The organism is Rathayibacter sp. VKM Ac-2759 (assembly GCF_009834225.1).
Lineage (GTDB): Bacteria > Actinomycetota > Actinomycetes > Actinomycetales > Microbacteriaceae > Rathayibacter.
Window position 1 is genome coordinate 2,561,490 of sequence record NZ_CP047176.1, and the last position, 16,244, is coordinate 2,577,733.

Below are 16,244 nucleotides of genomic sequence, written 5' to 3' on the forward strand. Positions count from 1 at the left end.
CCTTCCGACGATCCGGGTCAGCACGATCCGGGTCAGCACGATCCGAGTCAGCACGATCCGAGTCAGCGTATCGACGTGCGGCGCCCCCGCGGTGTTCACTCCGCGAGGCTCCAGTCGACCGGATCCGCGCCGCGTTCGGCGAGCAGCTCGTTCGCCCGGCTGAAGGGCCGGGAGCCGAAGAAGCCGCGCGAGGCCGAGAGCGGACTCGGGTGCGCGCTCTCGACGATGCCGGCGTCGCCGAGCAGGGGACGGAGGTTCGCGGCGTCGCGCCCCCACAGGATCGCGACGAGCGGCTGGTCACGCGCCGCAAGAGTCCTGATGGCGTGCTCCGTCACCGCCTCCCAGCCCTTGCCGCGGTGCGACGCCGGCGCACCCGGGGCGACGGTGAGCACGCGGTTGAGCAGCATCACGCCGCTCCGCGTCCAGTCGCCGAGGTCGCCGTGCGAGGGCGTCGCCAGGCCGAGGTCGTCGTGCAGCTCGCGGTAGATGTTCTGGAGGCTCCGCGGGACGGGGCGGACGTGGCGCTCGACCGCGAACGACAACCCGATCGGATGCCCGGGCGTCGGGTACGGGTCCTGACCGACGATGAGCACGCGCACCTCGGCGAGCGGCGCCGCGAAGGCGCGGAGCACGTCCCTGCCCGCGGGGAGGTAGGGCCGCCCGGCGGCCACCTCGGCGCGCAGGAAGTCGCCCATCCGCGCGATGTCGGGGCCGACGGGCGCGAGCGCCTCGGCCCAGCCGCGATCGATCAGCCCGGCCTCGGCGAGCTCCTGCAGCTCCACGCGGGTCAGCTCGCGGCGAGCGTCGCCACGACGACTCCCGAGGAGCCTCCGCTGACCCGCCAGACGGAGCCGGCACCGCGCACCTGCAGCGCGCCGGTGCCCACGGTGAGGACCGTCGACTCGTCGATGGCCACGCCTCCGTCGACCAGGCCCGCTTCGACGGCGGCGACCAGGCGTCCGAGGGTGCCCCACTGCGCGGCGTGCACGTCGATCGAGACATCGACCAGGCCGATCCCCTCGAGGACGCTCACCTCGTCGAGCTCCTCCGCCGACGCCTCCGGGGCGACGGCGACTCCTCCCACGCGGAAGCCGCCGACGATCGCGCGATCGGCTGCGATGGCGGCGCCGGCCGAGAAGCCGGCATAGGGCACACCGGAGGAGACGAGATCGCGCAGCGTCGCGAACGCCGGCTCGAGGGCGTCGCGGAACGCGGGCGTGAGCCCCCCGCCGACGAAGATCCCGTCGACGCCGTCGAAGACCGCGGGGTCGAAGCGACCGCCCTCGGGCTTCAGCACGGCGACGGGCTCGAGCGGGCCGACCGCCGCGAGCAGCGTGGAGTAGTGGGCGTAGGCCTCCGCGCCCAGCCCGTCGTGCACGACGACGATCGCGATGCGCGGCCCCTCGATGCGACCGGCGTCGACGGCGCGGCTGCGCGCCTCGGCGAGGAACGCGCCGTAGAGCGCAGCGTCGTGCTCGGCGCCGCCTCCGCCGCCGATCAGGTGGACGCTCACTCGTCGTCCTCGGCGAGGGCACCGGCGACCGGGGGCAGGGCCGACCAGGGGAAGACGATCCAGCGCGGAGTGCGGCGCCAGAAGAAGTCGGGCTCGAGCACGGTGCGCGGCTTGGTGTAGAGCGTGACGGTCTGCACCTCGGCGCCCATCGCGCGGATGAGCTTCACCGAGAGCGCGAGCGTGTGGCCGGAGTCGGACACGTCGTCGACGAGCAGGATCCGCTTGCCGCGGACCGACGCCTCGTCGAGCAGGGGCGGGAGCACGACGGGCTCGGCCAGCCGCGCCTCGACGCCGGTGTAGAACTCGACGTTCAACGCGCCGCAGCTCTTGATCCCGAGCGCGTACGCCACCGCTCCGGCGAGCAGGAGCCCGCCGCGGGCGATCGCGACCACGAGCTCGGGCCGGTAGCCGGAGGCGACCACGTCGTCGGCGAGGTGGCGGGCGGCGTCGCCGAACTCGAGCCAGCCGAGGACCTCCTTCTCCGTGGCGGCGAGGAGGGCGGCGGAGTCGTCGGCGTCGGAAACCATGAGGGACAGGCTAGGGCGTCGCGACCCTCCGCGTCACATCCCGGCGCCCGCCGACGCACCCCCCGTCAGACCTTCGGCGCGAGCGGCCCCTTCACGACCTTGTGCGGCGCGGCCTGCGCCACCGGCTTGATCGTCACCAGGTCGAGGTTGACGTGCGCGGGCAGCTCGACGGAGGAGACGATCGCGGCCGCGACGTCCTCGGCGACCAGCGGGTCGGGCACCTCGGCGTAGACGGCGTCGGCGCGGGCGCGATCGCCGCCGAAGCGCACGAGCGAGAACTCGTCGGTGTGCACCATGCCCGGCGCGATCTCGATGACGCGGATCGGCTCTCCGGCGAGCTCGAGGCGCAGCACGGCCACGAGGGCGTGCGCCGCGAACTTGGCGGCGTTGTACCCGCCACCGCCCTCGTACGCGACGTGCCCGGCGATCGAGGTGATGGTGACGATGTCGGCGGACCCCTCGGAGCCCGCGTCGGCGATGCCCGCGCGCAGCAGCGGCAGGAGGGCGCTCGTGACGAGCTTCACCGAGAGCACGTTGATCTGGAACATGCGCGTCCAGTCGTCCGGGTCGGACGCCTCGACCGAGTCGAGCCCGAGGGCGCCGCCCGCATTGTTGACGAGGGCGTGCACCGCACCGGTCGCGGCGACGTGGTCGCGGAGCGCATCGACCTGCGCGGCGTCCGTGAGATCGGCGACGAAGACCTCCGCTCCGGTCTCCGCGGCGAGCGCCTCCAGCCGGTCACGGCGCCGCGCGACGGCGACGACCTCCCAGCCGTGGTCGCGGAACAGGCGGACCGTCGCCGCACCGATCCCTGAACTCGCTCCTGTCACGACGACGCGTCGAACCACGATCGTCCCCTTCCGTCAAGCCTCGGACACCACCGACCCCGTCGTCGCGCCCAACGCTAGTCTGACCGCGTGCAGCCCGCCGACCCGGCTCCCGCCACGGGCGGGGTCGCCGCTCCCCCGAAGCGACGCGTTCCCCTGTGGGACAACGCGCGCTTCGTCTGCGTGACGCTCGTGGTCATCGGGCACGGGATCCAGCGGCTCACCGCCAACTCCGACACCTCGCTGATCGTCTATCTGACGATCTACGCGTTCCACATGCCGGCGTTCGCGATCATCTCGGGCTACTTCTCGAAGGGCGGCCCGCCGAACAGCCGGGCGATGCGCCGGGTGATGACCGACATCCTGCTGCCCTACCTGATCATGGAGACGGTCTGGACCCTGGTGCAGTTCGCCGTGGAGGGCAAGCAGGAGTTCAACCCGACCAAGCCCAGCTGGACCCTCTGGTTCCTGCTCGCGCTCGGGATCTTCCGGCTCGTCCTGCCCTACCTGGCGCTGCTGCGCTGGCCGCTGCTGATCAGCGTGGTGCTGGCCGTCGGCGTCAGCTACTACGACAACATCGACTCGACCTTCTCGCTGGCCCGCGCGATCGGCATCCTCCCCTTCTTCGTGTTCGGCTGGCGCCTGCGCAGCTGGAAGCTCGGCTCGACTCCACTGATCGACCGCTGGCTCGACCTGCGGCCGGCTCAGCTGACGGTCTGGCGGATCGCGGCGGCGGCGCTCTTCGCCCTCACGGTGGTCGTGATGACCGTCAACATCGAGGCGTTCCGGGCCGCGGACCTGCGCTACTGGTTCTTCTACGACCGCCCGTACGACGCGCTCGGCGAGGCGGAGTGGTGGGCGGGCCTCGTGCGGCTGGGCCTCATGCTGGTCGCGGTCGTGCTCTCGCTCGCGTTCTTCAGCCTGGTGCCGCGCTCGCGCAGCGCGCTGACGACATGGGGGCAGTCGACCATGTACGTCTACCTGCTGCACTCGTTCGTCCTCTACCCGCTGCGGGAGTCGGGGATCCTCTCGGCGGCCGACAGCACCGTGGCCCTGGTCGCGGTGATCGTCTTCTGCGTCCTCGTCTCGGTGGTGCTCTCGCTCGGCTGGCCGCGCACGCTCTTCCACAAGCTCGTCGAGCCGCGCGCCGCCTGGCTGTTCGCTCCCGTGGTGGAGGAGCGTCCGGAGCGGCCCCGACGCGCCGACCCGACCGGCTCCAAGCGCGACGCCCCGGCCGCGCGCGACCGCGGAGCACGCTGATCGGATTACCGCGTGTGTCGGGTGCCCTCGACCGCGCGAGCGACCCCACCTAGGCTCGTCGCGGCGGAGAACGGCCTCCGCCCGCAGATGTCGACGACCCGATTGGACGCACCATGACCGACCCCACCCAGTGGCAGTTCGAGACCAAGCAGATCCACTCGGGTGCCGCCCCGGATCCGGTCACCAAGGCCCGCGCGACGCCGATCTACCAGACCACCTCCTACGTCTTCGACAACGCCGAGCACGCGAAGAACCTCTTCGCGCTGGCGGAGTTCGGCAACATCTACACGCGCATCCAGAACCCGACGCAGGCGGTCGTGGAGGAGCGCCTCGCGGCGCTCGAGGGCGGATCCGGAGCACTGCTGCTCGCCTCCGGCCAGGCGGCCGAGACCGCTGCGGTGCTGAACATCGCGCAGGCGGGCGACCACATCGTGTCGTCGTCGTCGATCTACGGAGGCACCTACAACCTCTTCAAGTACACGCTCGCCAAGCTCGGCATCGAGACGACCTTCGTCGAGAACCAGGACGACCAGGAGGAGTGGCGCCGCGCCGTCCGCCCGAACACCAAGCTCTTCTTCGCCGAGACCATCGGCAACCCGAAGATCAACATCCTCGACATCCGCTCGGTCGCGGACGTCGCGCACGCCGCCGGCGTCCCGCTGATCGTCGACAACACGATCGCCACGCCGTACCTCATCCGCCCGTTCGAGCACGGCGCCGACATCATCGTGCACTCGGCGACCAAGTTCCTCGGCGGGCACGGCACCGTCATCGGCGGCGCGATCGTCGACGGCGGCACCTTCTCGTGGACGGCCAACGCCGCGCGCTTCCCCGGACTGACCACGCCGGACGAGTCGTACCACGGCGCCGTGTACACCGCCGCGGTCGGCGACTCCCTCGCCTACATCATCAAGGCGCGCGTGCAGCTGCTGCGCGACCTCGGCGCCTCGATCGCTCCGGCGAGCGCCTGGCAGCTCATCCAGGGCATCGAGACGCTGTCGCTGCGCATCGAGCGCCACGTGCAGAACGCGCAGGAGATCGCGGAGTACCTCGAGAACCACTCCGACATCGCCACCGTGAACTACTCCGGTCTGCCGACCTCGCCGTGGTACGCGGCGGCGAACCACTACGCACCCAAGGGCGTCGGCGCGGTGCTGTCGTTCGAGCTCAAGGGCGGAGTGGACGCGGGTCGTGCGTTCGTCGACTCCCTGACGCTGTTCTCGCACCTGGCGAACATCGGCGACGTCCGCTCGCTGGTCATCCACCCCGCGTCGACCACGCACTCGCAGCTCAGCCCGGAGCAGCAGCTCACCGCCGGCGTCACGCCGGGCCTGGTGCGCCTCTCGGTCGGGCTGGAGAGCATCGACGACCTGCGCGCCGATCTGGCGCAGGCGCTGCAGGCGGCCCGAGCCGTGGTGGAGGCGTCGCGCGCGAACGCCTGAGTCCGCGTGCCGCGGGTGCGGGCGTAACAATGGGGCGGCCGGTCGGCGGCCCGTGACACGATGGACCCGCTATGGACTGGCAGCAGACACTCGAGGACACCGTCCCTTCGGCGTTCATCACCGAGCGCCAGCTCCGCTCGGTGATCGGCAAACCGCCCGCCACGGGGGCCTGGCGGGACGGCGACCACCCGGGTCACCGGCGGTTCCTCGACGCCGGCCCCTTCGACTTCGAGGCCGGCGGCCACCTCCCGCATCTGCGCATCGCGTACGAGTCGTGGGGTGAGCTGTCGCCCGCGAAGGACAACGCCGTGCTGGTGCTGCACGCCCTCACCGGCGACTCGCACTTAATCGGGCGCGGAGACCGCGGCCACGCCACCGACGGCTGGTGGTCGGGACTCGTCGGCCCCGGTGAGGTCATCGACACCGACCGCTTCTTCGTCGTCGCGCCCAACATGCTCGGCGGCTGCCAGGGGACGACCGGCCCCGCCTCCCTCGCCCCCGACGGGCACGAGTGGGGCGCCCGCTTCCCGTACACCAGCATCCGCGACCAGGTCCGCGCCCAGGTGCTGTTCGCCGATCTGCTCGGGATCGACCGCTGGCACACGGTGATCGGCGGGTCGATGGGCGGGATGCAGGCGCTCGAGTGGGGCATCGACCACCCGGAGCGGGTGGCCCGCCTCGCGGTCCTCGCGGCGCCTCCCCGCGCCACCGCCGACCAGATCGCCCTGAACTTCGTGCAGCTGGAGGCCATCCGCAACGACGCCGGATTCGCCGGCGGCTCCTACTACGACGCGGGAGACGGCCAGGGCCCGTACCACGGCCTCGCGCTGGCCCGGCGGATGGCGCTGCTCAACTACCGCAGCCCGTCCGAGCTCAACGACCGCTTCGAGCGCAGCTGGCAGTCGGGTCTGGATCCGCTCGGCGGCGGGGGGCGCTTCGCGGTGGAGTCGTACCTCGACTTCCACGGGAACAAGTTCACCCGGCGCTTCGACGCGAACAGCTACATCACGCTCGTCGAGGCGATGAACTCCCACGACGTCGGACGCGGTCGCGGCGGCGAGGCCGAGGCGCTCTCGAGGATCACGAGCCCCACCCTCGTGCTCGGCATCGACAGCGACCGGCTCTTCCCCGTCGACGGGCAGCGCATCATCGCCGCCCACGCCCCGGGCAACATCGACGGAGACGACGTGGCCGTGATCAGCTCGACCTTCGGCCACGACGGCTTCCTCATCGAGGACGACGCGGTCGGCGCCCACCTCGATCGGCTCCTCCGCCTCTAGCCGGTCCCGCAGGTCCGCTCGCACCCCGCGAGCCAGTGGCTATCGTGTGTCGGGGGCCCACCACCGCGTCACCAGGAGGGAGAGCGCCCGTGCCGATGATCCGCAGCGCACGCGAGCGCGATCGCCTCCTCCGCCAGTCCGCGTGCGGGATAGGCCTGCTCACCGACGCCGCCGCCTTCTCGCTGGTCCTCGTCCCCGGCACCCTGCACGAGAGGGCCGTGCCCTTCGCCGTCGCGCTGCTGCTCGGGCTGGCCGTCGCCCACATCGGGCTCGGCCGCACCGGCGGGAGGCTCTGGATGGTCCTGGTCGCGCTCGGCGGGCTGCTGCTCAGCGCCGGTCTCGCGATCGACCTCACTCCGAGCGGCGACTACGCGGGCTTCGTCCTCGTCAGCACGGCGAACGCCATCACCTCCAGCATCGCCCTCGCCGTGACCACCTCCCCTCGCCGCGTCGCGCTCCTGTTCCCGGTCATGGTGCCGAGCGTGGTCTTCTCGGTGCTGGTGGGCGGCGACGCGATGATCGCCACCGTCATCATCCAGAGCGTGCTGCCCTGGGGGGTCCTCAGCGGCTTCGCCCTCTGGATCAGCACCGCAGTGCCCCGGGTGGTGCGCAGGATCGACAGCATCGGCAACGCGCACCGCGTCGAACGGCAGGCCAGCGAGACGGAGGCGCAGCGCCGCCAGGGCGCCCGCCTGCTGCACGACACCGTGCTCGCCACGCTGACGCTGCTCGCCCACTCCGGACGCGGCGTCTCGGTCGACGCCCTGCGGCAGCAGGCCGCGGAGGACGCGCAGCTCCTGCGCCAGCTGCGCCTCGGCGGAGCTCCCACGCCGAGCGTCTCGGGGTCGTACCAGCTCACCAGCGTCACCAGCGCGCCGGCACCGAACGCCCTCGAGAACGTGAAGACCCGCTTCGGCCGGATGGGACTCGACGTCAACTGGCATGGCTCGGGCCAGGTCGTGCTGACGGGGGCCGCCCTCGACTCCTTCGTGCTCGCCCTCGCCGAGTGCCTCGAGAACGTGCGGCGGCACTCCGGTGTGAACTGCGCCGACGTGACCATCACGGAGGATCAGCGCACCGTCCGCGCGATGGTCACGGACGCGGGGACGGGGTTCGACATCGACACCGTGCCGTCGACGAAGCTGGGCTTCAAGGAGTCGGTCGTCGCGCGGCTCGCCGACGTCGGCGGCAGCACCCGGCTGTTCAGCTCGCCGGGCTCGGGCACCACCGTCGTGCTCGAGGTGCCGAAGTGACGGCGGGCGACTCCGACGGCATCGCCCCGCTCCTGCGCGGCGGCGGACCGTGGCGCGGACGCTCCTCGCGGGCCGCACGATCGGCGAAGGGCCAGCAGGAGGGCCTCGGCACCAGCTATCTCGGCAACGGCCTGAACGGGATCGCCGCGGCCCTGATGGCGTACGAGTTCCTCGTCTTCTTCGCCTCGATGGGCTCCTACGCCCGCCCGGGCCTCGTGCTGGTCGCCTGGTTCCTGCTCGCGGCCTCGTTCGCGACCGTCGTCATCACCATCCGGACGTCGGGCGACCGGCTGCCGACCCTCGCGTACGCCGCCTTCCTGCTCGGCATCGCGGGAGCGGTCGTCCTCGATCTGATCGCCGTCGTCGAACCGGGCAGCGCCGCCGTCGCGCCGACCGCCGCCGTCGCCGCCGCCGTGGCGCACGCCGCGATGATCGTCCACCGCCGGAGCATCGAGATCCTCGCCGTCGCGCTCGTCGTCGGCGTCGCCGAGCTCGTCACCTTCGGGGCGATGTCCCCCGGCGACCCGACCTCGTTCTCGGTGCGGGTCAGCGCGCTCGTCGTGACGATCGCGCCCGCGGTCGTCGTGGTCGTGATGATGCGCGGATTCCGCCGGATGGTGCAGCACGAGATCGACCGGGCCCTGGTGCAGAGCACCACCCTCGGGCCGCGCTACGCGGTCGGGATGCTCGCCTCCGAGGAGCTCGCCCGCCTCGACCTGGCCGCCGAGCGCCTGCTCACCGAGGTCGGCGACGGGAGCACTCCCCTGCCGCTCGATGCGCACCGGGCCGCGCTCGCCGCCTCCCTCGCCACACAGCTGCGCCTGCACCTCATCGAGGGGCGACGGGAGACGTGGCTGCACCACGCGATCCTCGAGTCGGAGCTGCTCGCACCCCTCGTCGAGCTCCACGACCCCGACGGCGCCGCCGGGCTCCTCGGCCACCAGCAGCGGGACGGGCTGCTGTCGGCGATCTGGCTCATCCTCGACGGATCGACCGCCGTCCTGCACGTCGAGGCGGGCCCGCCGCGCGATCCCGGCGCCGACGCCCCGCCGCGGACCCTGCTCGTGCCCCTCGTTCTCCGCTCGGAAGGCGTGCCACTGCGCGGTGTCGACCCTGCGACATGGGAAGCTATCGCACAGGTCGGCACCTTCCGCGAGCCGCCCCGCGACGGGGAGCTCGTGATCGAGATCGACTGTCTGGTCGAGAACCCCGCCGACCGATGAGCAGCATCCGCGACACCGCCCGCAGAGCCGAAGGACCCCGATGACCCACACCGCCGACCCGAAGATCACCCTCGCGGTGGTCGACGATCACAAGATGCTGCTCGGCGCCCTGACCGAGTGGATCCGCGGCGCCGCCTCCGACATCCAGCTCGTCGCCGCCGTCGCCTCGTGGCCGGAGCTGCTCACCCACCCCGAGTTCCCCGTCGACGTCGTGCTGCTGGACCTCGACCTCAAGGACAACATCCCGATCTCGGTGAAGCTCTCGACCCTGAAGACCACCGGCGTCAAGACCGTCCTGATGAGCACCTACTCGGAGCCCGCGGTCGTCCGCGAGGCCCTCGCCTCCGGAGCCCTCGGCTACCTCGTGAAGACCGAGGACGCGGACATGATCGTCGAGGCGATCCGCGCGGCCAAGGACGGCCACTCCTACATCTCCCACGAGCTCGACATGGCCCTCTCCACCGGCGACTCCGACGGCGCCCCGAAGCTCAGCGCACAGGAGCGCCGGGTGATGGCGCTCTACGGAGGCGGCGAACCGGTCAAGTCGGTCGCCTTCGAGCTCGGCATCTCGGAGGAGACGGCGAAGTCGTACCTCAAGCGGATCCGTGAGAAGTACCGCGTGGTCGGCATCGACGTCGGCACGAAGGTCGCCCTGCGCAAGCGCGCCATCCACGACGGGATCCTGATCGAGACGGACTGAGCTTGCTTGCACGGCGGTCCTTGCCCGCCGTGCCGCGGTCGGCTCCTCCAGGTGGTCGCGTCTCAGAGAGCGTCCTGCCACGCCTGCGGAGATCCGCTCGCACGCGGATTTCCGAGCGGCTCCACCCTGGGGCGTGCGCGGCCGCGGGCTTCGCCGCGGGTGGCGTTGCTTCGCGCGCCTGCTGGTCGGGTAGCACCGCAGGGGCGCGCGGCGGGGTCAGAGGGCGTTGATCGGGATGCCGTTGGTGCCGGGGGCGGCGGGCTCGCGCTGGGCGGGGTAGACGGTGCCTCGGGCGCGGTCGACGGCGATGCTCGCGACGGCCAGGAGGATGCCCGCGACGGTGAGCACGACGCCGACCCAGATCGGCGAGACGTAGCCGAGTCCTGCGGCGATGGTGACACCGCCGAGGGCCGCGCCGACCGAGTTGCCGATGTTGAGCGCGGAGTGGTTCAGCGCCGCGGCGATCGTCTGGCTGTCGCGGGCGACGTCCATCAGCCGCGTCTGGATCGCCGGGGACGCTCCCGCCGAGAAGCCCGCGGCGAGGAACGTGAACACCAGCAGACCCGCGGGAGTCGTGGCGGTCAGCGCGAGGCCGACCAGTGACACTCCGACGCCCGCGAACAGCACCAGCAGAGCGCGCGTGACGTTCTTGTCGGCCGCCCAGCCGCCCACGAGGTTGCCCACCGTCATGCCCAGGCCGATCACGACCAGCACCCACGGCACGACGCCGAGCGGCAGTACGGTGACCTCGGTCGAGAGCGGAGTGATGTAGCTGTACATCGCGAAGAGCCCGCCGAAGCCGATGGCTCCGATCGCGAGGGTCATCCAGACCTGCAGCCGACCGAAGGCCTTCAGCTCGTTGCGCATCGTCGCGCCGGGGTTCCCCTCCTGGAACGGCACGAGCAGCCACACGGCGACGACGGTCGCGGCGAAAATCGCGGCGACGACGAGGTAGGCGCTGCGCCAGCCGGCGTTCTGGCCGACCCAGGTGATCGCCGGCACTCCGACGACGTTGGCGATCGTCAGACCCGAGAGCACGAAGGCGACGCCCTTGCCGCGCTTGCCCGGACCCATCAGGTCGGCGGCGACCAGGGACGCGATGCCGAAGTAGGCGCCGTGCGGCAGGGCCGCGACGAAGCGGGCCGCCAGCACGAGCGGGAAGGTCGGCAGCAGGGCCGAGGCGATCGTGCCGAGGGTGAAGGCGACGAGCAGGCTGAGGAGGAGGCGCTTGCGCGGCCAGCGGGCGGCGGCCGCCGCGATCGTGGGGGCGCCGACGACGACGCCGAGGGCGTACGCCGAGATCAGGAGCCCGGCCTGCGAGTTGGCCTGCTCGGAGCTCGCGGCGTAGACGCCGGGCAGCAGGTCGGCGGCGAGCTGCGGGAGCAGTCCCATCGCGACGAACTCGGTCGACCCGATGCCGAAGCCTCCCATCGCGAGGGCGAGCAGGGCGAGGCGGGTGCGGGCCGGAGAGAGTGTCGTCACCGGTCGAGGATACAGAGGTCCTGCGCAGAATCGAAACGATTCGAGCGAGTCGCCCGACCGTGGCGCGTCACTCGTCGAGCGCTCGCCCCAGCCGCTCGATCTTGGCGTCGATCTCGCCCGAGTACCCGGGACGGATGTCGGCCTTGAGCACGAGCGACACGCGCGTCCCGAAGGCGCCCACCGCCTCCGTCGCCCGCTTGACGACGTCGAAGACCTCGTCCCACTCCCCCTCGATCTCGGTGAACATCGAGGTCGTGCGGTTCGGCAGGCCGGAGTCGCGCACGATGCGGACGGCGGCGGCGACCGCGTCGTGCACGGAGGCGTCGGGGCCTTCGCCGCCCGACGGTGCGACCGAGAATGCGACGAGCATGAACGACTCCCTGCCGCGGTCGCGTCTCGACCGCTCCGAGGAGCCTACGAGGCGCTCACGCGCGACGCGCCGGTCATCGCGCTCGCGGAGGCCGCGACTCCGGCGTCCGGCGCGCTCCCCACCCGCCACAGCTCGCGCACGAGCCAGACGAGGAGCACGACGAGGACCACGTTCCGCGCGGTGAGCACGAGCACCATCGACCAGTGGGCGTAGAGCAGGAAGAGGTAGAGGTACGGGTACACCAGCTGCGTGAGGGCGCCGATCACCAGCGTCAGCTTCGCCGGAGTCGCGAACGATCCGTCGCGGCTCGCGACGAGGCCGGCGATGACGGGCGGCGCCAGCCAGACGATGTACTGCGGCGAGAGCACCTTGTTCGTGTCGATGAAGACGACGACGAAGGTCAGCGCGAGCAGCGGGAACAGCCGGGCGGGGGCGGCACCGGCGCGGAGGGCGCGCAGGCCCAGCAGCGCGACACCGATCATCGTCAGCGCGAGCAGCGGAGTCATCACCGCTGCGGCGATCTCGGTCCCCGGGCCGTGCATCTCGAAGGTGTTGATCTCGGCGGCGTACCAGACGTAGCTGCCGCCGGCGGACCCGAGCGAGGCCGCCCACATCCACGGTGTGCTGACGACGGCCTCGATCTGCAGGCCCCGCGTCGTCTGGTCGCCGACGAAGCTGAAGACCTGGTCGCCTCCGCCGACGAGGACCACGGCGAGCACGATGACGACCGACGTCGCGACCGGCACCAGCACGGTCCTCACCCGCCCGCGGAGCACGAGCACCGCGGCCGCGAGGATCGCCGCCGGCCACACCTTGATCCAGGTCGTGATCGTCAGAAGCAGCGCGGAGGCCGCCGGATGGGTGCCCGCCCAGAGCATCCCCGCGATCGCGGGCGGGACGGTGAACGCGTCGATCCGCCCCACCGCGATCGGGCCGAGCAGCACGAGGAAGAGCAGCCACCAGCGCGCCGCGGCGAGGCGGACGGGGACGCCGCCGCGCAGGAGGAGCGCGAAGGCGGCGGCGTCGACCAGCGCCACGAGCACCAGCCACACCAGGTCGTAGCCGGCGGCTCCGAAGAGCCAGGAGGAGGCGATCGGCGCCCAGGCGAGGATCGGGTAGACCCAGCCGGTGTCGATCCCGGCGATGCCGCCGCCGTCGACCGCGGTCTGCATCCACTGCTTGTAGACGATGCTGACGTCGCCCATCGGGAGCCCCGGTGCGAAGAGGGCCAGCAGCGACAGCAGCACGTGCACGAGCGCGAACCCGCTCCAGAGCACCGTGGCGGAGTCGCGGTTCTCGCGCAGCCACGCGACGGGGCGGCGGGGCGCTCGGGTTCCTGGGGTCGACACGGCGACAGTGTAGAGGGACCGGGCGGAGCGGCCCTGACAGGATCCGCCCCCGGCTGAGAGGCTCAGTAGCCGGCGAACGCGTCGGTGCGGATGCTCTTCGCCCCCGCGCCGCGGATCGCTCCGCGGACGGAGTCGACGAACGACGGGGAGCCCGAGACGAGCCCTGTGCGCCGCGGGGCGTCCGGGACGGCGTCGGCGAGCGTCTCAGCGCTCAACCGGCCGTTCACGTGGCTCCAGTGCTCGGGCAGCGCCGACGGGGTCTCGCGCGACACGAGGACCACGCGGGCGCCCGATGCGCGCAGCAGCTCGCGGTAGGCGACGTCCTCGAGGCGCGGGGCCGCGTAGACGACCACCACGTCCCGGGCCGGGCCGTCGGCGATCGCCCGCAGCTGGCTGGCGAACGGGGTGATGCCGATGCCGCCGGCCACGAGGAGCAGCGGAGTCGCGGGGTCGGCGGGGAGGACGAAGTCGCCTCCGACGCTCGTCGCCCGCACCGTGCTGCCGGGCTCGAGGGCGGCGAGGGCCCGCTTGAAGCTGCTGGCCTTCTCGGGCATCCGCGTCGCGATGGCGATCTCGCCGTCGCCGGGAGCGGAGGCGATGGAGAAGGTCCGGCGACTGCCGCGGCCGTCGGCGCGGTGCGGCAGATCGAGCTCCAGCCACTGGCCCGCCTCGAAGCGCACGGGGACGCGCGGACGGAAGCGGTACTCCGTGATCCCCGGCGCGATGACGCTCGACGAGGCGAGCTCGAGCGAGAGCCGGCGGCGCTGGCCGAAGGCGAAGGCGATCGCGTTGCCGACCACGAGGCCCAGCTCGGGGCTGGCGTAGAGGGGCCCGAGCTCGAACGGCACGCTCGCCAGCAGCGCGGCGACCACGGCGACGAGGAGCTGCTGCGAGCGGCGCGGCGCGAGGGTCAGCGGCTCCGTCAGCATGAACGCGCCGGCGAAGACGAACGGGTAGGCGGTGACGACCAGCGCGACGGCCGCCCCGAGCTCCTGGCCGTTCTGCACCGACTGCCAGACCGAGACCGCTCCCGCGACGGCGACGAAGACGAGGAACACCGCCCAGCGGCGCACACGGGCGACGACGAGCAGCGAGCCGAGCACCACCCAGGGCCAGAGGGCACCGGAGGCGATCCACCACACGCCGGCGTTGAGCCCGGTGAACGCGATGATCAGCACCGCCACCGCGGCCGGATTGAAGAGGTGGCGCCCGCGCCAGACCAGCAGGAACTTGGACGCCGCGGCGATCGCCCCCACCAGCGCGATGACGGCGAGGCCGACCGGATCGGCGGTCGGGAAGAGCAGGCAGGCGATGAGCAGGCCCGTCACGAGAGACGACTCGAGGTGCGCGCGGGTGCGGAACAGCCGCGCGAGGACGGCGCTCACCGCCGCCGTCGAGGCCACCGCCACCAGCGTGCTCGACACGAGCTCGAGCGGGGTCGAGAAGAGGAGTCCGGCGGCGGAGTAGCCGAGGGCGATCAGGAGGAGCGCGGCGAGCGTCGTCCAGACCAGGCGGTACATGGTGATGCGGCCGAGGGCGCGATCGAGGGTGCCGATCATCGGAAGACCTCTCCGGGGAAGCGGGGCGAGTAGTGGAGGGTGCCGTCGCTGAGGACGCGGACGAACTCGAAGTCGAAGCGCTCGGCGAGCGTCTCGGGCGGGCAGACGAAGAGGGCGGTGGCGAGGCCGTCGGCCACGAGGGCGGTGTCGGCGACGGCCCACGTGGCGACGACCGTGTCGACCGGCCGCCCGGTGCGGCCGTCGAGCACGTGGTGCAGGCCCTCGCCCCAGGTGCGGCGGTTGCCGGCCGAGCCGCAGAGGGCGCGGTCGGCCGGTACTGCGACTCCGATCGCGCGGGCGGGGTCGTAGGGGTGCTCGAGACCGACGCGGAGCGACTCGGCTCCACGGGAGCGCAGATCGCCGCTCGCGTCGACGACGGCCCGGTCGATGCCCGCCGACTCCAGCTCGGCGAGCACGAGGTCGACGAGCTGGCCCTTGCCGGCCGCTCCGACGTCGAGCACGACGCCGGCCTCGGTCACGACGCTCACGCCACCCGCGGCCCTGGCCCCGCTCCAGGAGGGAGCGGGCTCGGCCGGTCCGCGCGGGACCAGCGAGTAGACCGGGTCGTAGCCGAGCTGCTCGAGCGCGTCACCGACGAACGGAGTGACCGCTCCTCCGCTCAGCGCGAAGAGCTCGTCGTAGAGGGCGAACAGCGGCTCGGCCTCGGGCGGGAAGAGGTGCTGCCCCGGCTGCGTCCGCAGGGCGGAGGCGGCGGAATCGTCGCGGAAGCGCGACCAGGTGCGGTCGTAGGCGTCGATCCGCGCGGCCACCTGTGCGCGGGCGGCCTCGTCGAGCGGCTCCTCGGTGTCGATCTGCCAGCGCGTGCCGATCGCGTCGAAGCGCCACTCGTGCTCGAGTGCGTCAGGCCGCGGCATCGGCCTTGATCGTCTCGACGGCGTCGTTGAAGCCGCCGGAGGTGAGGGAGGAGCCCGACACCTTCGTGACGTCGAGCTCGTCGAGCGACTTGCCGACGACCTCACCCGCGATGCCGCTCGCGAAGCGCTCCTGGTACTGCTTGCCGGTGGCGTTCTCGGACTCGGGAGTGACGGTGACGGCCGTGACGACTCCGCCCTCGAGGGTGATCGAGACCCCGACGGACTCGTTGCCGCCGGGCGAGGTGTAGGAGCCCTCGGCGTCGTAGGTGCCGTCGGCGTACGCGCTGTCGCTCGCGGCGGCAGTGGAGTCGTCGGTCGCGGCAGCGGTGGGCTCGGTCGCGGCGGCCGTCGACTCCGAGGTCGCCGCGGGGCTGGTGGTCTCCTCCGCCGTGTCGGTGCCGGCGGTCGCGGTGCTCGAGCAGGCGGCGAGCGCGGCGAGGGTGCCGGCCCCGGCCAGGAGGGTGAGGGCGTAGCGGACGGGGGTCGTGGTCTTCGCGGTCATGTCTGTTCTCCTGGGATGGGGGCGGACGCGGCTGTCGATCCCGACGCTACGGACGGGACCTTCGAGGTTCCGATGAGGCGGC

The 16,244-nt window shown here is 72.3% G+C and carries 16 protein-coding genes; 6 read left to right on the forward strand and 10 right to left on the reverse strand.

Translation table 11 applies throughout. From position 1 onward, the window contains the following. Positions 1 to 95: 95 nt before the first annotated feature. The 4 genes from GSU68_RS11850 to GSU68_RS11865 all read right to left on the reverse strand — a co-directional run bounded on the left by GSU68_RS11850 (position 96) and on the right by GSU68_RS11865 (position 2,888). Positions 96 to 791 (reverse strand): uracil-DNA glycosylase, encoded by a 696-nt coding sequence (locus GSU68_RS11850; protein ID WP_208544708.1) that lies wholly within the window; start codon positions 789 to 791, stop codon positions 96 to 98. Continuing rightward, complete coding sequence (locus tag GSU68_RS11855) at positions 788 to 1,513, reverse strand: Type 1 glutamine amidotransferase-like domain-containing protein (protein WP_159908550.1); 726 nt, start codon at positions 1,511 to 1,513, stop codon at positions 788 to 790. Before GSU68_RS11855 ends, GSU68_RS11850 begins: the two co-directional genes overlap by 4 nt. Next, positions 1,510 to 2,040: a phosphoribosyltransferase gene (locus GSU68_RS11860; RefSeq protein WP_159908552.1), complete on the reverse strand. Its 531-nt coding sequence runs from the start codon at positions 2,038 to 2,040 to the stop codon at positions 1,510 to 1,512. Before GSU68_RS11860 ends, GSU68_RS11855 begins: the two co-directional genes overlap by 4 nt. Before the next feature lie 65 nt (positions 2,041 to 2,105). Next, a complete protein-coding gene (locus GSU68_RS11865; protein WP_244259260.1) occupies positions 2,106 to 2,888 on the reverse strand; it encodes an SDR family NAD(P)-dependent oxidoreductase in 783 nt (260 codons plus the stop codon). A gap of 69 nt (positions 2,889 to 2,957) precedes the next feature. Between GSU68_RS11865 and GSU68_RS11870 the strand changes: the two genes are divergently transcribed. The 6 genes from GSU68_RS11870 to GSU68_RS11895 all read left to right on the forward strand — a co-directional run bounded on the left by GSU68_RS11870 (position 2,958) and on the right by GSU68_RS11895 (position 10,025). Next, positions 2,958 to 4,127, forward strand: a complete 1,170-nt coding sequence (locus tag GSU68_RS11870; RefSeq protein ID WP_159908554.1) for an acyltransferase family protein — start codon at positions 2,958 to 2,960, stop codon at positions 4,125 to 4,127. Positions 4,128 to 4,240: 113 nt separating this feature from the next. Then, on the forward strand, positions 4,241 to 5,569 hold the full coding sequence (locus tag GSU68_RS11875; protein WP_159908556.1) for a bifunctional o-acetylhomoserine/o-acetylserine sulfhydrylase: 1,329 nt from the start codon (positions 4,241 to 4,243) through the stop codon (positions 5,567 to 5,569). A gap of 71 nt (positions 5,570 to 5,640) precedes the next feature. Further along, positions 5,641 to 6,849 carry a homoserine O-acetyltransferase gene (locus GSU68_RS11880; protein ID WP_159908558.1) on the forward strand — a complete coding sequence of 403 codons (1,209 nt, stop codon included), beginning with the start codon at positions 5,641 to 5,643 and terminating at the stop codon, positions 6,847 to 6,849. 95 nt (positions 6,850 to 6,944) lie between these two features. Then, positions 6,945 to 8,102, forward strand: a complete 1,158-nt coding sequence (locus GSU68_RS11885; RefSeq protein ID WP_159908560.1) for an ATP-binding protein — start codon at positions 6,945 to 6,947, stop codon at positions 8,100 to 8,102. After that, positions 8,099 to 9,325 carry a hypothetical protein gene (locus tag GSU68_RS11890; RefSeq protein ID WP_159908562.1) on the forward strand — a complete coding sequence of 409 codons (1,227 nt, stop codon included), beginning with the start codon at positions 8,099 to 8,101 and terminating at the stop codon, positions 9,323 to 9,325. The genes GSU68_RS11885 and GSU68_RS11890 overlap by 4 nt, the downstream gene beginning before the upstream one ends. Positions 9,326 to 9,365: 40 nt before the next feature. Further along, entirely contained in the window at positions 9,366 to 10,025 is a 660-nt protein-coding gene (locus GSU68_RS11895) for a response regulator (RefSeq protein WP_159908564.1), read from the forward strand. 216 nt (positions 10,026 to 10,241) lie between these two features. Here GSU68_RS11895 and GSU68_RS11900 read toward each other — a convergent pair whose 3' ends face one another. The 6 genes from GSU68_RS11900 to GSU68_RS11925 all read right to left on the reverse strand — a co-directional run bounded on the left by GSU68_RS11900 (position 10,242) and on the right by GSU68_RS11925 (position 16,162). Continuing rightward, positions 10,242 to 11,456, reverse strand: a complete 1,215-nt coding sequence (locus tag GSU68_RS11900) for an MFS transporter (RefSeq protein WP_159910272.1) — start codon at positions 11,454 to 11,456, stop codon at positions 10,242 to 10,244. A 118-nt stretch (positions 11,457 to 11,574) separates the two neighbouring features. Continuing rightward, positions 11,575 to 11,877, reverse strand: a complete 303-nt coding sequence (locus tag GSU68_RS11905) for a thiamine-binding protein (RefSeq protein ID WP_159908566.1) — start codon at positions 11,875 to 11,877, stop codon at positions 11,575 to 11,577. A 44-nt stretch (positions 11,878 to 11,921) separates the two neighbouring features. Beyond that, positions 11,922 to 13,226 carry a glycosyltransferase 87 family protein gene (locus tag GSU68_RS11910; RefSeq protein ID WP_159908568.1) on the reverse strand — a complete coding sequence of 435 codons (1,305 nt, stop codon included), beginning with the start codon at positions 13,224 to 13,226 and terminating at the stop codon, positions 11,922 to 11,924. A 62-nt stretch (positions 13,227 to 13,288) separates the two neighbouring features. Then, complete coding sequence (locus GSU68_RS11915; protein WP_159908570.1) at positions 13,289 to 14,785, reverse strand: oxidoreductase; 1,497 nt, start codon at positions 14,783 to 14,785, stop codon at positions 13,289 to 13,291. Further along, on the reverse strand, positions 14,782 to 15,660 hold the full coding sequence (locus tag GSU68_RS11920) for an FAD:protein FMN transferase (protein WP_159908572.1): 879 nt from the start codon (positions 15,658 to 15,660) through the stop codon (positions 14,782 to 14,784). The genes GSU68_RS11915 and GSU68_RS11920 overlap by 4 nt, the downstream gene beginning before the upstream one ends. Next, positions 15,647 to 16,162 (reverse strand): hypothetical protein, encoded by a 516-nt coding sequence (locus tag GSU68_RS11925; RefSeq protein WP_159908574.1) that lies wholly within the window; start codon positions 16,160 to 16,162, stop codon positions 15,647 to 15,649. The genes GSU68_RS11920 and GSU68_RS11925 overlap by 14 nt, the downstream gene beginning before the upstream one ends. Positions 16,163 to 16,244 lie beyond the last annotated feature (82 nt).